We start from the raw sequence: 16,000 nt of genomic DNA on the forward strand, positions 1-16,000 counted from the left end.
TTCGACGACAGAACCGTCGCAATCGCCGCCGTCAGCGTCGTCTTGCCATGGTCAACGTGCCCAATCGTCCCTACGTTCACGTGCGGCTTCGTCCGCGAAAATTTTTCCTTTGCCATTTTCAGTCCTTCTCAATTTCTAAAATTGTTGATGACACTAATCAAAATCACTTCGTCTTGGCATTGATGATTGCGTCGGCGACATTCTTCGGCGCTTCAGCGTAATGCTTGAATTCCATAGTGTAGGTGGCGCGTCCCTGGGTGAGCGAGCGCAGCGAGGTCGAATAGCCGAACATCTCGGCCAGCGGCACCTCGGCGCGCACGATCTTGCCCCCGCCGACCATGTCGTCCATGCCCTGCACGATGCCCCGGCGCGAGCTCAGGTCGCCCATCACGTTGCCCATGAACTCTTCGGGCATTTCCACTTCCACGGCCATCATCGGCTCGAGCAGCACCGGGCTGGCCCGGCGCATGCCTTCCTTGAAGGCCATCGAGCCGGCCATCTTGAACGCGTTTTCGTTCGAGTCGACGTCGTGGTACGAACCGAAGAACAGCGTGGCCTTCACGTCCACCACCGGGTAACCGGCCAGCACACCCGCGTTGAGCGTCTCGCGAATGCCCTTGTCGACCGCCGGGATGTACTCGCGCGGCACCACGCCGCCCTTGATCGCGTCGACGAACTCGTAGCCCTTGCCCGGTTCCTGCGGCTCGAGCTTGAGCACCACGTGACCGTACTGGCCGCGCCCGCCCGACTGCTTGACGAACTTGCCTTCGACCTCGTCGCAGCTCTTGCGGATGGTCTCGCGGTAAGCGACCTGCGGCTTGCCCACGGTGGCCTCGACGCCGAACTCGCGGCGCATGCGATCGACCAGGATTTCCAGGTGCAGCTCGCCCATGCCCGAGATGATGGTTTGGCCCGATTCTTCGTCGGTCTTGACGCGGAACGACGGGTCTTCCTGGGCCAGGCGGTTGAGCGCGATGCCCATTTTTTCCTGGTCGGCCTTGGTCTTGGGCTCGACGGCCTGGGAGATCACCGGCTCGGGGAAAACCATGCGCTCGAGCACGATGATGTGCTCGGGATCGCACAGCGTGTCGCCCGTCGTCGCTTCCTTGAGGCCGACCGCCGCGGCGATGTCGCCGGCACGCACTTCCTTGATTTCCTCACGCTGATTGGCGTGCATCTGCAGGATCCGCCCCAGACGCTCCTTCTTGGCCTTGATCGGGTTGTAAAGCGTATCCCCCGAATTGACGATGCCGGAGTACACGCGGAAGAAGATCAACTGGCCGACGAACGGGTCGGTCATGATCTTGAAGGCCAGCGCGGAAAACTTCTCGTCGTCAGCGGCCTTGCGATGCACTTCCTTGTCGTCCTCGTCGTGCCCGGTGACCGGCGGGATATCCACCGGCGACGGCAGAAAGTCAATCACGGCGTCGAGCATGCGCTGAACACCCTTGTTCTTGAAGGCGGTTCCGCAAAGCATCGGCTGAATCTCGCAGGCGATCGTGCGATCACGCAGCCCCTTGATGATTTCTTGCTCGGACAACTCACCCGATTCAAGATACTTGTTCATCAAGTCTTCGTTGGCCTCGGCCGCGACCTCGATCATCTTTTCACGCCATTCCTGCGCGGTGTCGAGCAGTTCGGCGGGAATGTCGACGTAATCGAACTTCATACCTTGGCTGGCCTCATCCCAAAGGATGGCTTTCATCTTGATGAGGTCGATCACACCCTTGAAGCTTTCTTCAGAGCCGATCGGCACGACTACAGGGACCGGGTTGGCTTTCAGGCGCAACCGCATCTGGTCGTAAACCTTGAAGAAATTCGCGCCGGTACGGTCCATCTTGTTGACGAACGCCAAACGCGGCACCTTGTACTTATTGGCCTGCCGCCAGACGGTCTCAGACTGCGGCTGTACGCCGCCGACGGCACAATACACCATGCAGGCGCCGTCGAGCACGCGCATCGAACGCTCCACCTCGATGGTAAAGTCGACGTGCCCCGGCGTGTCGATGATATTGATGCGGTGCTCAGGGTAATTGTTGCCCATGCCGCGCCAGAAACAAGTGGTGGCAGCCGAGGTGATCGTGATGCCGCGCTCCTGCTCCTGCTCCATCCAGTCCATCGTCGCCGCACCATCGTGCACTTCGCCGATTTTATGGTTCACGCCCGTATAAAACAGAATACGTTCGGTCGTCGTTGTCTTGCCTGCATCAATGTGAGCGCTGATGCCAATATTTCGGTAGCGCTCGATGGGAGTCTTGCGAGCCACTTTTAGCCTCTTTCAATGTAGCCCCGCGAATCACGGGGCCACTAACACAAACGGGCGAGGCGCATGATTGCGCACCCGCCCCGATTTCTGCTTTTGGTTTTGATTACCAGCGTCAGAAGCGGAAATGCGAGAAAGCCTTGTTTGCCTCGGCCATGCGATGGACTTCATCGCGTTTTTTCATCGCGCCGCCGCGGCCTTCGGCCGCTTCGAGCAACTCGGCAGCAAGGCGCAGCGCCATGGATTTCTCACTGCGCTTTTTCGCGGCCTCGCGCAACCAACGCATCGCCAATGCCATACGACGCGACGGACGCACTTCGACCGGAACCTGATAATTTGCACCACCCACACGGCGGCTCTTGACCTCGACCACCGGCTTCACGTTGCCGAGGGCGGTGTTGAACACTTCCAACGGATCTTTACCCGCCTTGCTTTGAATTTGCTCAAAGGCGCCATAAACGATCCGCTCGGCCACCGGCTTCTTGCCTGCCAGCATGAGAACGTTCATGAATTTGGCAACATCGACGTTACCGAATTTGGGATCGGGCAATACTTCGCGCTTGGGGACTTCGCGACGACGCGGCATGATTTCTTCCTTTCGATTCAGTTGGGGAACATCCCCTGGCCACCTACAAGCCTACCGGCCGAGTGACCACTTACTTAGCGGATCGGCACTCGCCGACTACCGCCAACAATTGCATTACGCCTTCTTGGGCCGCTTCGCACCGTATTTCGAACGGGCTTGCTTGCGATCCTTGACGCCCTGGGTATCCAGACTGCCGCGAACCATGTGATAGCGAACCCCCGGCAAATCCTTTACCCGGCCACCGCGAATCAGCACAACCGAGTGCTCTTGCAGGTTGTGGCCCTCGCCGCCGATGTAAGAGATCACCTCGAATCCGTTGGTCAGGCGCACCTTGGCAACCTTACGCAAAGCGGAGTTAGGCTTCTTGGGCGTCGTCGTGTACACCCGAGTGCACACACCGCGACGCTGCGGGCAGTCCTGCAACGCCGGGCTCTTGCTCTTGACCTGAGCAGAGGTACGCGGCTTGCGAACCAATTGGTTGATAGTTGGCATTGTGTATTCTCAAATAAGTCAAAACCGCAGTGTCAACCACCCGCTAGCAAGCGGCCGACACGACAATTCCGCCCGGCAAACGACTGCAATCGCAGGGGCGAATGCATCCCGCCGAGAAAACCGGAATCCAGCATTCTATGCAACGAAGCCCGCTATGTCAACGAGCGCCTGACTTTACGGGCATTGTTGCGGAGGAAAGACGCTCTTGGCGGAGCGCCTTTCCCGCACTACACAAAATAATATCTACAGCAGCAGCATTACTCTGCAGCCGGCTCCTCAAGCGAGGACGGCATCGGTTCGAACGCTTCTTCTGCGGCAATTTGATCGAAGCGCTCCCGGTCGGACAATTCCCGGGCCTTGCGAGCCTTGTGGAATGCCAGGCCAGTGCCGGCAGGGATCAGACGGCCGACGATCACGTTTTCCTTCAGGCCACGCAAATCGTCCTTCTTGCCCATGATCGCGGCTTCGGTCAGGACACGCGTGGTCTCCTGGAACGAGGCTGCGGAAATGAACGAATCGGTCGACAAAGATGCCTTCGTGATGCCCAGCAATACGTTGTCGTACACGGCCGGACGCTTGCCATCCGCATTGACCAGGTCGTTCTGATCCAGCATTTCCGAGCGCTCGACCTGCTCGCCCGGGATGAATCGCGTGTCGCCCGCATCGACGATCTGAACCCGACGAAGCATCTGGCGAACGATCACCTCGATGTGCTTGTCGTTGATCTTCACACCTTGCAGACGATACACATCCTGGACTTCGTCGACGATGTAGCGCGCCAGTGCCTCGATGCCTTGCAAGCGAAGAATGTCATGCGGGTCAGCCGGGCCGTCCACGATCATTTCACCCTTGTTGACCACCTGGCCATCGTGCACCAGCACTTGCTTGTCCTTCGGGATCAGGAATTCGTGCTGATTCCCGTCAAGGTCGGTAATGACGAGGCGTTGCTTGCCCTTGGTGTCCTTGCCGAACGAGACCGTCCCCGTGACCTCGGCCAGAATCCCCGCATCCTTCGGCGAACGCGCTTCGAACAACTCGGCCACACGCGGCAGACCGCCGGTAATGTCGCGCGTTTTTTGCGATTCGGTCGGGATCCGGGCAAGCACTTCGCCGATGTGGACTTGTTGACCATCCTTCACGGTGATCAGCGCGCCAACTTGGAAACCGATCGTCACCGCGTGATCGGTGCCGGGAATCTTGACTTCTTCGCCTTTTTCGTCAAGCAACTTGACCTGCGGCCGCACATTCTTGCTGGTGGGGCCACGACGCTTCGGATCGATCACGACCAGGGTCGACAACCCGGTGACGTCATCGATTTGCTTGGCAACGGTGACCCCTTCCTCGACGTTTTCGAATTTCACCGTCCCGCCATGCTCGGTGATGATCGGCCGTGTCAACGGGTCCCATGTCGCCAGTTGCGTGCCGGCTTTTACCGTCGCACCGTCAAGTTGGAGCAGTGTTGCGCCGTAGGGAATCTTATGGCGCTCGCGCTCACGGCCGTGGTCATCGGTAATCATGACCTCGCCCGATCGCGAGATCACGATCTGCTCGCCCTTGCCGTTGGTCACATACCGCATGGTTGCCGTAAAGCGCACCATGCCGTTGGACTTTGCCTCGACATTCGAAGCGACGGCGGCACGCGACGCTGCACCGCCGATGTGGAACGTACGCATGGTCAGCTGCGTGCCCGGCTCACCAATCGACTGGGCGGCAATGACACCGACCGCCTCGCCGACGTTCACCAGCGAACCCCGACCCAGATCACGGCCATAGCATTTAGCGCACAGGCCGTAACGCGTGTCGCAAGTCAACGGCGTGCGCACGCGCACTTCGTCGATACCCAGGCGTTCGATTTCTTCCACCGCGTCTTCATCGAGCAGGGTGCCCGCCTCGAACACGGTTTCCTGGGTTTCCGGGTTGACCACGTCGACCACGGCGACCCGACCCAGAATACGATCCTTGAGGGCCTCGACGACTTCGCCGCCTTCGACCAACGCTTTCATCGCAACGCCATTGGACGTACCACAGTCATCCTCGACCACGACCAGATCCTGCGTGACATCGACCAGGCGACGGGTCAGGTAACCCGAGTTCGCAGTCTTCAGGGCCGTGTCAGCCAGCCCCTTACGCGCGCCGTGCGTCGAGATGAAGTACTGCAACACGTTCAGGCCTTCGCGGAAATTCGCGGTAATCGGCGTCTCGATAATCGAGCCGTCCGGCTTGGCCATCAAACCCCGCATCCCCGCAAGCTGACGAATCTGCGCCGCGGAACCGCGCGCACCCGAGTCGGCCATCATGTAAATCGAGTTGAAGGATTCCTGACGTACCTTCTTGCCGTCGCGATCAATCACCTCCTCCGACGACAACTGCTCCATCATGGCCTTGCCGACCACGTCGCCGGTCGCGCCCCAGATGTCAACCACGTTGTTATAACGCTCTTGCGCGGTCACCAGACCGGACATGTACTGCCGGTCGTATTCCTTCACCTTTCTGGCGGCTTCGGAGATGATTTCCTCCTTCTTGGTCGGCACCAGCATGTCATCCACGCAAATGGAGATGCCAGCGCGCGTAGCCAGGCGGAAACCCGATTGCATCAGCTTATCGACGAAAATCACCGTCTCGCGCAAACCGCAGCGGCGGAATGCCGTATTGATGAGACGTGAAATTTCCTTCTTCTTCAGCGATTTGTTCAATACCGAGAACGGCAGGCCCGCCGGGAGAATCTCCGACAGGATGGCGCGTCCGACAGTCGTCGGATACAGGGTGATCTTGCGGGTTTTTTCGCCCGTTTCGGCGTCGACGTCGTACTCGACGATTCGCACATTCACCCGGGAAGTCAGCTCGACTTCCTTGTTGTCGTAGGCGCGCAGCGCCTCGCTGACATCGGCAAAGGTCAGTCCTTCGCCCTTGCCGTTGGTCTTGTCGCGCGTCGCGTAGTACAGGCCCAGCACGATATCCTGCGACGGCACGATCGACGGATCGCCATTCGCAGGGAACAGCACATTGTTCGAGGCCAGCATCAAGGTGCGCGCTTCCAGCTGCGCCTCCAGCGACAGCGGAACGTGCACGGCCATCTGGTCGCCGTCGAAGTCGGCGTTGAAAGCTGCGCAGACCAGCGGATGCAACTGAATGGCCTTGCCTTCGATCAACACCGGCTCGAACGCCTGAATGCCCAGGCGGTGCAGGGTCGGCGCCCGGTTGAGCATGATCGGGTGTTCGCGAATCACTTCTTCCAGGATGTCCCAGACGATCGGCGTTTGATTCTCGACTTCCTTCTTGGCTGCCTTGATGGTGGTCGCCACGCCCAGCACTTCCAGCTTGTGGAAAATGAAGGGCTTGAACAGTTCGAGCGCCATTAACTTGGGCAACCCGCATTGATGCAGCTTGAGGGTCGGACCCACGGTAATGACCGACCGACCCGAGTAGTCGACGCGCTTACCCAGCAAGTTTTGGCGGAAACGACCGCTCTTGCCCTTGATCATGTCGGCGAGCGATTTCAGCGGTCGCTTGTTGGCGCCAGTCATCGCTTTACCGCGACGGCCGTTGTCGAGCAGCGAATCGACCGATTCCTGCAGCATCCGCTTTTCGTTGCGTACGATGATATCCGGCGCCTTCAACTCGAGCAGACGCTTCAGCCGGTTGTTCCGGTTGATCACGCGACGGTATAGATCGTTCAGGTCCGATGTCGCGAAACGGCCGCCATCGAGCGGCACCAGCGGGCGCAATTCCGGCGGCAGCACCGGCAGCACCTCCAGCACCATCCATTCCGGCTTGATGCCGGAACGCTGGAATGCCTCGAGCACCTTCAGGCGCTTTGCATACTTCTTGATCTTGGCTTCCGAGCCAGTCGCTTGCAGTTCGGCACGCAAATGCTCGACCTGGGCATCGATGTCGATCGAACGCAGCAGCTCCCGCACGCCCTCCGCGCCCATCGAGGCGCGGAACTCGTCGCCATATTCCTCGACCTTGTTGTAATAGTCTTCCTCGGTCATGATCTGGCAACGCTTGAGCGGCGTCATACCGGGGTCGAGTACAACATAGGCTTCAAAATACAACACGCGCTCGATGTCGCGCAGCGTCATGTCGAGCACCATGCCCAGGCGCGACGGCAACGACTTCAGGAACCAGATGTGCGCGACCGGCGAAGCCAGTTCGATGTGGCCCATGCGTTCGCGGCGAACCTTCGCCAGCGTGACTTCAACGCCGCACTTCTCGCAAATCACGCCACGGTGTTTCAAGCGCTTGTACTTGCCGCACAGGCACTCGTAGTCTTTGATCGGGCCAAAAATCTTGGCACAGAACAGACCGTCGCGCTCCGGCTTGAAGGTCCGGTAGTTGATGGTTTCCGGCTTCTTCACTTCGCCGAATGACCACGACCGGATCTTGTCAGGCGAAGCCAGACCGATCTTGATCGCGTCGAACTGTTCGTCTTGCTGAACTTGCTTAAATAGATCGAGCAAAGCTTTCATTGCTTTCTCCTATATCCTGATCACGTCGCTTAAAAGCGCTCAAGGTCGATGTCAATGCCCAGCGAGCGGATTTCCTTGACCAGCACGTTGAACGACTCGGGCATACCGGCATCGATCACGTGATCGCCCTTGACCAGGTTTTCATAAACCTTGGTCCGACCGTTCACATCATCGGATTTCACCGTCAGCATTTCCTGCAGCACGTAGGAGGCACCGTAGGCTTCCAGCGCCCAGACCTCCATTTCGCCGAAGCGTTGGCCACCGAATTGCGCCTTGCCGCCCAACGGTTGCTGCGTCACCAGCGAATACGGGCCGGTCGAGCGCGCGTGCATCTTGTCATCGACCAAGTGATGCAGCTTCAGCATGTGCATGTAGCCGACAGTCACCGGACGCTCGAAAGCCTCACCCGTGCGCCCGTCAAACAACGTGACCTGATTCTTCGAGGGCGTCATGCCGAGTTGCTGTGCAATCTCGGTGGGATAACCCAGGTCAAGCGCGCGGCGAATCTCTTCTTCGTGAGCACCATCGAACACCGGTGTGGCGAACGGCACGCCCTTCTGAAGATTCTTCGCCAACTCCAGCACTTCGGCCTCGGAGAGGCCATCGATGTCTTCCGGATGACCGCTTTCGTTGTAGATCTGCGTCAGGAATTTACGCAGTTCGGACGCTTTGGCCTGAGCGCGCAGCATATCGCCGACGCGATGCCCCAACCCCTTGGCCGCCCAGCCCAAATGGGTTTCGAGGATCTGGCCCACATTCATCCGGGACGGCACACCCAGCGGGTTGAGCACGATGTCGGCAGGCGTGCCATCAGCCATGTAGGGCATGTCCTCGATCGGCACGATCTTCGACACAACACCCTTGTTGCCATGACGGCCGGCCATCTTGTCGCCAGGCTGCAAACGCCGTTTGACTGCCAGGTAGACCTTGACCATCTTGAGCACACCCGGCGGCAGTTCGTCGCCCTGGGTCAGCTTCTTGCGCTTCTCTTCAAAAGCGAGATCGAACTGATGGCGCTTTTGCTCGATGGATTCCTTCACGGCTTCGAGCTGCGCAGCGACCTCTTCATCGGCCACACGAATATCGAACCAGTGGTAGCGATCCAGGTCAGCCAGATATTCCTTGGTGATTTTCGCGCCCTTGGCAAGCTTCTTCGGCCCCCCATTGACGACCTTGCCGACCAGCAGCCGCTCGATCCGTTGGAACGCGTCGCCCTCGACGATACGCAGCTGATCATTCAGATCCAGGCGGTAGCGCTTGAGCTCGTCATCGATGATCTGCTGAGCGCGCTTGTCACGCTGGATACCCTCGCGCGTAAAGACCTGCACGTCGATCACGGTACCGCTCATGCCGGATGGCACGCGCAACGACGTATCCTTCACGTCGGAGGCCTTTTCACCGAAGATAGCACGCAGCAACTTCTCTTCCGGAGTCAGCCGCGTTTCGCCCTTCGGCGTCACCTTGCCGACCAGGACGTCGCCCGCTTCCACCTCGGCACCGATGTAGACGATGCCCGACTCGTCAAGCCGCGCCAATTGCACTTCGGCGAGGTTCGAGATATCCCGCGTAATTTCTTCCGGTCCCAGCTTGGTGTCGCGCGCAACGACGTTCAACTCCTCGATGTGAATCGAGGTGTAGCGGTCTTCCGCGACGACCCGCTCCGAAATCAGGATCGAATCCTCGAAGTTGTAGCCGTTCCAAGGCATGAAGGCGACCAGCATGTTCTGGCCCAGCGCCAACTCGCCCAGGTCGGTCGAGGCGCCGTCAGCGATGACGTCGCCACGCTCGACCTTGTCGCCCACCTCGACGATCGGACGTTGATTGATGTTGGTGTTCTGGTTGGAACGCGTGTATTTGATGAGGTTGTAGATGTCGACACCCACTTCGCCGGCAACCGCTTCGTCATCATTTACGCGAATGACGATACGCCCTGCGTCGACATAATCGACCACTCCACCGCGGAACGCTTGAACAGTCGTACCGGAGTCGACTGCAACCGTGCGCTCGACACCCGTGCCGACCAGCGCTTTTTCTGGACGCAGGCACGGCACCGCCTGCCGCTGCATGTTCGATCCCATCAACGCTCGGTTGGCATCGTCATGCTCGAGGAAAGGAATCAGAGACGCTGCTACCGAGACGATCTGCGACGGTGCGACATCCATGTATTGGACACGATCAGGCGTGACCATCAGCGTTTCACCGGCTTCGCGCGACGACACGAGTTCGTCGATCAGTTTGCCGTGAGCATCCATCGATGCATTGGCCTGCGCGATGACGTAGCGACCCTCCTCGATTGCCGACAGGTAATCGATCTGGTCCGTCACCTTGCCATCCTCGACCTTGCGATACGGCGTTTCGAGGAAGCCATATTCGTTCAGGCGCGCATACAGAGCAAGAGAGTTGATCAGCCCGATGTTCGGGCCTTCCGGGGTTTCAATCGGACAGACGCGGCCGTAGTGAGTCGGATGCACGTCGCGCACCTCAAACCCGGCGCGTTCACGCGTCAAACCACCCGGCCCGAGTGCCGAAACACGCCGTTTGTGCGTGATTTCCGAAAGCGGGTTCGTTTGGTCCATGAACTGAGACAGCTGCGACGAGCCAAAGAACTCGCGAATCGCCGAGGAAATCGGCTTGCTGTTGATCAGATCATGCGGCATCAGGTTCTCGCTTTCCGCCTGACCCAGCCGCTCTTTGACAGCCCGCTCCACGCGCACCAATCCAGCCCGGAACTGGTTCTCCGCCAGTTCGCCCACGCACCGCACCCGGCGATTGCCGAGGTGATCGATGTCGTCGACCTCGCCTTTGCCGTTGCGCAGATCCACCAAAATCTTGATGGTAGCCAGAATGTCGTCGTCGGTCAGCGTCATCGGCCCGAGCACTTCGTCGCGCCCGACACGCCGATTGAATTTCATGCGGCCGACCTTCGACAGATCGTACGCGTCTTCGCTATAGAAGAGGCGGTTGAACAGGGCCTCGACCGCGTCCTCGGTCGGCGGCTCGCCTGGACGCATCATCCGGTAAATCGCGATGCGGGCTGCAGTCTGATCCGCGGTCTCGTCAACGCGCAGCGTCTGGGAGATGTAAGGACCCTGGTCCAGGTCGTTCGTGTACAGCGTCTGAATTTCCTTCACGCCGGCTTCGCGCAGCTTCGCCAGCACGCCTTCCACGATCTCTTCGTTGGCGTTGGCGATAACTTCGCCCGTCTCCGCATCGACTACGTTCTTGGCAAGAACGCGGCCCAGGAGATAATCTTCGGGTACCGAAATAAACTTCGTTTTCGCGTTTTCAAGATCGCGAATGTGCTTTGCGTTGATCCGCTTGTCCTTCTGGACAATCACGTTGCCGTCGCGGTCAGTGATATCGAAGCGAGCAACCTCGCCACGCAGACGTTCCGGCACGAACTCCATTTGCGCGCCTTCGGGCATCAACGTGAAGTTGTCGAAAACAAAGAAGTGCGACAGAATTTGCTCGGGTGTTTGTCCGATCGCCTTCAACAAAATCGTGACCGGCATTTTGCGACGACGGTCAACGCGGAAGTAAAGGATGTCCTTCGGATCAAATTCGAAGTCGAGCCACGACCCGCGATAGGGAATGATCCGGGCAGAAAACAGCAACTTCCCGGAGCTGTGGGTTTTCCCCTTGTCATGTTCGAAAAACACGCCAGGCGAGCGATGCAACTGCGAAACGATAACGCGTTCCGTGCCGTTAATGACGAACGAACCGGTGGACGTCATGAGCGGAATTTCACCCATGTACACCTCCTGCTCCTTGACTTCCTTGACGACCGGCTTGTTCGGCGACTCTCTGTCGAGAATCACCAGACGCACCCGGGCGCGCAGCGCGGAGCAGAAAGTCAAACCACGCTGCTGACATTCCTTGACGTCGAATGCCGGCGTTCCCAGCGAATAGCTCACGAACTCGAGTCGCGCAAAACCATTGTGGGAAGAAATCGGGAAGATAGACGAGAATGCTGCTTGCAAGCCCTCACTTTTACGCTCTGCCGGCACAACGTCGGCCTGCAGGAAAGATGTGTACGAGGCAAGCTGGGTGGCCAGCAAAAAAGGAACCTTGTGCACGGTGGGACGTTTCGCAAAACTTTTGCGAATACGCTTCTTCTCTGTGAAGGAATAGTGCATTACGATCTCCGAATCACGGCGAGTAAGGCTCGGCGGACCAATACCCGAGTGTTCATCGACTGAGACCAGACGTCCTCGCGGCACTGTGCCGCGGACTGACGAGCTTGGTGGTTGGCCGCTACCAACCGCTGGCTGACGGCGACGGATGCCTATGTTTCCCATCGCCCGACCAAACTTGCCTTCTGCAGTCGCTTCAGAAGACAAAGAAAAAGCCTAACTGCCTTTTCTTTGACCTCTCAGGCGCGTCTCGCGTGGGCTCGACGCGATTCGCCTTCCCTAATTTGAGGTTCGGCGACACACCCCACAAAGTACAAAAGGCTGACGGCACAAAACCGCCAGCCTTCACCCTTTGAAGAGCGAATTACTTGATTTCAGCCTTCGCGCCGGCGTCTTCCAGTTTCTTCTTCGCTTCGTCGGCGGCAGCCTTGTCAACACCTTCCTTAACGGGCTTCGGTGCGCCGTCGACCAGATCTTTGGCTTCCTTCAGACCCAGGCCAGTGATTTCGCGAACTGCCTTAATGACACCGACCTTGTTGCCACCGACTTCAGCCAACATGACGGTGAACTCAGTTTGCTCTTCGGCAGCCGGAGCGGCACCGCCGCCTGCCGGGCCCGCTACTGCCAGAGCAGCAGCAGAAACACCGAATTTCTCTTCGAATGCCTTCACCAGGTCATTCAGTTCCATAACGGACATCGAGCCTACGGCTTCGAGAATGTCTTCTTTCGTGATTGCCATTTGAAAAACTCCTAATTTAATTCGGATCGAAGTCAGCGATCATTTGACTTCCGCCTAAACAAGAATCAAGCAGCTTCCGCTTGCTTTTTTTCTGCCAAGGCAGCCAGTGCGCGCGCAAAGCCGGAGACAGGCGCTTGCATTACGCCAAGCAGCTTCGCCAGCAGTTCCTCGCGGCTCGGGATGTTGGCCAAGGCTTGCACACCAGCCTTGTCCAGTACCTGTCCGTCGTAGGAACCCGCGCGAAGGACCAACTTTTCGTTGGTCTTCGAAAAGTCGTTGAGGACTTTCGCCGCAGCAACAGCATCTTCGGACATGCCATAAATCAGCGGGCCCGTCATCTGCTCGGCCAAACCAGCGAACGAGGTGTCCTGCACGGCACGACGTGCCAACGTGTTTTTCAACACGCGCAGATAAACCCCTTGCTGGCGCGCCTTCGCACGCAACTGCGTCAGATCGCCAACCGTGATACCGCGATATTCAGCTAGAACGACGGTCTGTGCGCCGGCAACTTGTGCCGCCACCTCAGCCACGACAGCTTTCTTATCATCCAAGTTAAGTGCCACGGTTAACCTCCAAAATTAGCGCCATGACCATCATGACGCCTTTTCCATCAACGGCGGCCGATCTGTTAGGAATTCGCACAGCGCCCACGTTTCTCGCAGGGCAAGTTCGAACTACATAACTATTTCGGGTTCGCCATCTGCGCTGGCTTGTGATTTAAGGAGTCACTCACTACGCCGACTCCGCCAGCGGTCTTTGATAACCAGTAGTCAACTGCACTACCGCCCAAAGTCTCATTTGCGGGAGAACGTTGCGACAGCGAACGCCCTCTCGCTTGCAAACATTAATTCGCGCTCAAACTGCTCTGATCCACCCGCACGCCAACACCCATCGTGCTGGACAGGGCGATCTTACGCAGATAGGCGCCTTTGCTCGTAGCAGGCTTAGCCTTATTGAGTGCATCCACCAAGGCAACCAGGTTGGTCTTGAGTGCCGTGGGTTCGAACGACGCACGGCCGATCGTCGCATGAATGATGCCGCCCTTATCCACACGAAACTGCACCTGCCCTGCTTTGGCATTCTTGACCGCGGTCGCAACGTCCGGCGTCACGGTTCCGACTTTCGGATTCGGCATCAAGCCGCGGGGGCCAAGGATCTGCCCCAGGGTCCCGACGACGCGCATGGTGTCCGGCGAGGCAATAACGATATCAAAATTAATATTGCCGCCTTTCACCTGCTCAGCCAGGTCTTCCATCCCAACCACGTCAGCGCCAGCAGCGCGGGCCTGCTCGGCCTTCTCGCCTTGAGCAAAAACGGCGACGCGGACAGCCTTGCCAGTGCCAGCGGGCAAAACAACCGAGCCCCGGACAACCTGGTCCGATTTCTTGGCGTCGACCCCGAGTTGAACGGCGACGTCGATGGACTCATCGAACTTGGCGGTAGCACACGCCTTGACCAAGGAAAGAGCATCCTCGATGGCGTACAGTTTATTACGGTCAACCTTTTCGGCGATCGCCTTTTGCCGCTTGGAAAGCTTTGCCATTTATACCCCCTCTACCGTGATACCCATCGACCGAGCACTGCCGGCGATGGTTCGAACAGCTGCGTCAAGATCCGCAGCGGTAAGATCGGGCATTTTGGCCTTCGCGATCTCCTCGGCTTGGGCACGAGTGATCTTGCCGACCTTGTCGGTGTGAGGCTTCGCGGAGCCTTTGTCGATTTTTGCCGCCTTTTTAATCAGGACAGTTGCCGGCGGCGTCTTGAGAATGAAGGTGAAGCTCTTGTCAGCATATGCCGTGATAACGACCGGCACGGGCAAACCAGGCTCCATGCCTTGCGTTTGCGCGTTAAACGCCTTGCAGAACTCCATGATATTAAGGCCACGCTGCCCCAGCGCAGGACCAACCGGGGGAGATGGGTTCGCTTTACCCGCAGGAATCTGCAGCTTGATAAAGCCGATTATTTTCTTTGCCATATTAACTCCTGACCGGATATGCGGCTCATATCCGAAACGAGTGATAACGCGCGTTCGTTGATCAACTACTAGCGCTCCTCAACGCCGTAACCACCGGCGGTTTCTCGACTACAAAATGCTTACAACTTCTCTACTTGACCGAATTCAAGTTCAACTGGGGTCGCCCGTCCGAAGATCGTAACCGATACTCTCAAACGGGACTTTTCATAGTTAACCTCGTCAACACTGCCATTGAAATCTGTGAAAGGGCCGTCCTTGACGCGAACCATTTCACCCACCTCAAACAGCGTTTTGGGACGCGGCTTCTCGACCCCCTCCTGCATCTGCGACATGATTTTCTCGACCTCCTTCTCGGAAATCGGGACGGGGCGATTACGTGCGCCACCGACAAATCCGGTCACTTTATTGGTGTTTTTGACCAAATGCCACGTCTCGTCGGTCATTTCCATTTCAACGAGCACATAGCCCGGGAAAAATCGACGCTCGGTGACTGATTTGTGGCCACCTTTGATTTCCACGACCTCTTCGGTCGGAACGAGAATGCGGCCAAACTGACTCTGCATTCCCGCGCGCTCGATTCGTTCTTGCAAGGCACGCTGGACGCTCTTTTCCATCCCCGAGTATGCATGCACCACATACCAGCGCTTTTTCCCCGACCCAGCATCAACGTCAGTCATATCATTTCCAGCCAAGAATCAAGGAAAAAACCGACCACTCAATGACCTTATCAGTGAGCCAAAGATACAAGGCCATCACGACCACGAACGCGAACACAATGGCCGTCGTCTGTGTGGCTTCCTTGCGAGTGGGCCAAACGACTTTCCCAACTTCCCGGTATGCATCTTTGGCGAATGCCAAGAAGCGCTTCCCTGACTGCGACATCAAAGCAACGATAGCACCTAGCGCAACGCCGGCAATCAAAGCGCCCAAACGGACGTAGAAGGATTGCAAAGCGAACACATAAAAAGCAGCGACACCCAAGACGACCAGAACGGCCGCAAGCAATAGCAACAGCTTATCGCTGGTGGTCCGAACAGTTTCCACAGGTGAATTCGCCATATTTCGATGCCAGCGTTAAATTGGCAGGGGCAGAGGGAATCGAACCCCCAACCTTCGGTTTTGGAGACCGACGCTCTGCCAGTTGAGCTATACCCCTGTAACAGCAGAAAGGTCAGCCAATGACACTTGATTGGCCGACCTCAAAAGCGTAGATCAAGTATTGGTTTTACTCGATCACTTTAGCGACGACGCCGGCGCCGACGGTGCGGCCACCCTCACGGATGGCGAAGCGCAGGCCCTCTTCCATCGCGATCGGCGCAATCAACTTGACCGTAATGGCCACG

At 57.9% G+C, this 16,000-nt stretch carries 12 protein-coding genes, 1 tRNA gene and 1 pseudogene; all 14 read right to left on the reverse strand.

Annotated features, from left to right (window positions below; translation table 11 throughout):
* Positions 1 to 116, reverse strand: a 116-nt coding sequence (locus EPN80_RS05200) for a GTP-binding protein (RefSeq protein WP_293024544.1), incomplete at its 3' end; no start/stop codon positions are given.
* A 47-nt stretch (positions 117 to 163) separates the two neighbouring features.
* A complete protein-coding gene (gene fusA, locus EPN80_RS05205; RefSeq protein ID WP_293024527.1) occupies positions 164 to 2,266 on the reverse strand; it encodes an elongation factor G in 2,103 nt (700 codons plus the stop codon).
* Positions 2,267 to 2,378: 112 nt separating this feature from the next.
* A complete protein-coding gene (rpsG, locus tag EPN80_RS05210; protein WP_047215724.1) occupies positions 2,379 to 2,849 on the reverse strand; it encodes a 30S ribosomal protein S7 in 471 nt (156 codons plus the stop codon).
* Between the two features lie 114 nt (positions 2,850 to 2,963).
* On the reverse strand, positions 2,964 to 3,341 hold the full coding sequence (gene rpsL / locus EPN80_RS05215) for a 30S ribosomal protein S12 (RefSeq protein ID WP_293024530.1): 378 nt from the start codon (positions 3,339 to 3,341) through the stop codon (positions 2,964 to 2,966).
* Positions 3,342 to 3,598: 257 nt separating this feature from the next.
* On the reverse strand, positions 3,599 to 7,810 hold the full coding sequence (gene rpoC, locus EPN80_RS05220) for a DNA-directed RNA polymerase subunit beta' (RefSeq protein WP_293024532.1): 4,212 nt from the start codon (positions 7,808 to 7,810) through the stop codon (positions 3,599 to 3,601).
* A 29-nt stretch (positions 7,811 to 7,839) separates the two neighbouring features.
* Entirely contained in the window at positions 7,840 to 11,946 is a 4,107-nt protein-coding gene (rpoB, locus tag EPN80_RS05225) for a DNA-directed RNA polymerase subunit beta (protein ID WP_293024546.1), read from the reverse strand.
* Between the two features lie 361 nt (positions 11,947 to 12,307).
* On the reverse strand, positions 12,308 to 12,682 hold the full coding sequence (gene rplL, locus EPN80_RS05230; RefSeq protein ID WP_293024534.1) for a 50S ribosomal protein L7/L12: 375 nt from the start codon (positions 12,680 to 12,682) through the stop codon (positions 12,308 to 12,310).
* 65 nt (positions 12,683 to 12,747) lie between these two features.
* Positions 12,748 to 13,245, reverse strand: coding sequence for a 50S ribosomal protein L10 (gene rplJ / locus EPN80_RS05235; RefSeq protein ID WP_293024535.1), 498 nt, complete (start codon positions 13,243 to 13,245; stop codon positions 12,748 to 12,750).
* Between the two features lie 281 nt (positions 13,246 to 13,526).
* Complete coding sequence (gene rplA / locus EPN80_RS05240; RefSeq protein WP_293024537.1) at positions 13,527 to 14,225, reverse strand: 50S ribosomal protein L1; 699 nt, start codon at positions 14,223 to 14,225, stop codon at positions 13,527 to 13,529.
* Positions 14,226 to 14,657 (reverse strand): 50S ribosomal protein L11, encoded by a 432-nt coding sequence (gene rplK / locus EPN80_RS05245; protein WP_293024539.1) that lies wholly within the window; start codon positions 14,655 to 14,657, stop codon positions 14,226 to 14,228.
* Positions 14,658 to 14,776: 119 nt separating this feature from the next.
* The gene (gene nusG, locus EPN80_RS05250; RefSeq protein WP_047215716.1) at positions 14,777 to 15,334 is read right to left on the reverse strand and encodes a transcription termination/antitermination protein NusG; all 558 of its coding nucleotides are present in this window, start codon (positions 15,332 to 15,334) and stop codon (positions 14,777 to 14,779) included.
* 1 nt (position 15,335) lies between these two features.
* Positions 15,336 to 15,716 carry a preprotein translocase subunit SecE gene (gene secE, locus EPN80_RS05255; protein WP_293024542.1) on the reverse strand — a complete coding sequence of 127 codons (381 nt, stop codon included), beginning with the start codon at positions 15,714 to 15,716 and terminating at the stop codon, positions 15,336 to 15,338.
* A 21-nt stretch (positions 15,717 to 15,737) separates the two neighbouring features.
* Positions 15,738 to 15,813, reverse strand: a tRNA-Trp gene (locus tag EPN80_RS05260).
* A 69-nt stretch (positions 15,814 to 15,882) separates the two neighbouring features.
* Positions 15,883 to 16,000: pseudogene (locus tag EPN80_RS05265) on the reverse strand (elongation factor Tu); the annotation flags it as partial.

Origin of the sequence: Pandoraea sp. (assembly GCF_004297875.1) — a bacterium.
GTDB lineage: Bacteria > Pseudomonadota > Gammaproteobacteria > Burkholderiales > Burkholderiaceae > Pandoraea.

Bases quoted from the DNA above. Each gene is read 5' to 3' on its own strand.
- nusG (WP_047215716.1), bottom strand. From the start codon at position 15,334: ATGACTGACGTTGATGCTGGGTCGGGGAAAAAGCGCTGGTATGTGGTG.
- rplA (WP_293024537.1), bottom strand. From the start codon at position 14,225: ATGGCAAAGCTTTCCAAGCGGCAAAAGGCGATCGCCGAAAAGGTTGAC.
- rpsL (WP_293024530.1), bottom strand. From the start codon at position 3,341: ATGCCAACTATCAACCAATTGGTTCGCAAGCCGCGTACCTCTGCTCAG.
- rplK (WP_293024539.1), bottom strand. From the start codon at position 14,657: ATGGCAAAGAAAATAATCGGCTTTATCAAGCTGCAGATTCCTGCGGGT.
- secE (WP_293024542.1), bottom strand. From the start codon at position 15,716: ATGGCGAATTCACCTGTGGAAACTGTTCGGACCACCAGCGATAAGCTG.
- rpsG (WP_047215724.1), bottom strand. From the start codon at position 2,849: ATGCCGCGTCGTCGCGAAGTCCCCAAGCGCGAAGTATTGCCCGATCCC.
- rplL (WP_293024534.1), bottom strand. From the start codon at position 12,682: ATGGCAATCACGAAAGAAGACATTCTCGAAGCCGTAGGCTCGATGTCC.
- rpoC (WP_293024532.1), bottom strand. From the start codon at position 7,810: ATGAAAGCTTTGCTCGATCTATTTAAGCAAGTTCAGCAAGACGAACAG.
- rpoB (WP_293024546.1), bottom strand. From the start codon at position 11,946: ATGCACTATTCCTTCACAGAGAAGAAGCGTATTCGCAAAAGTTTTGCG.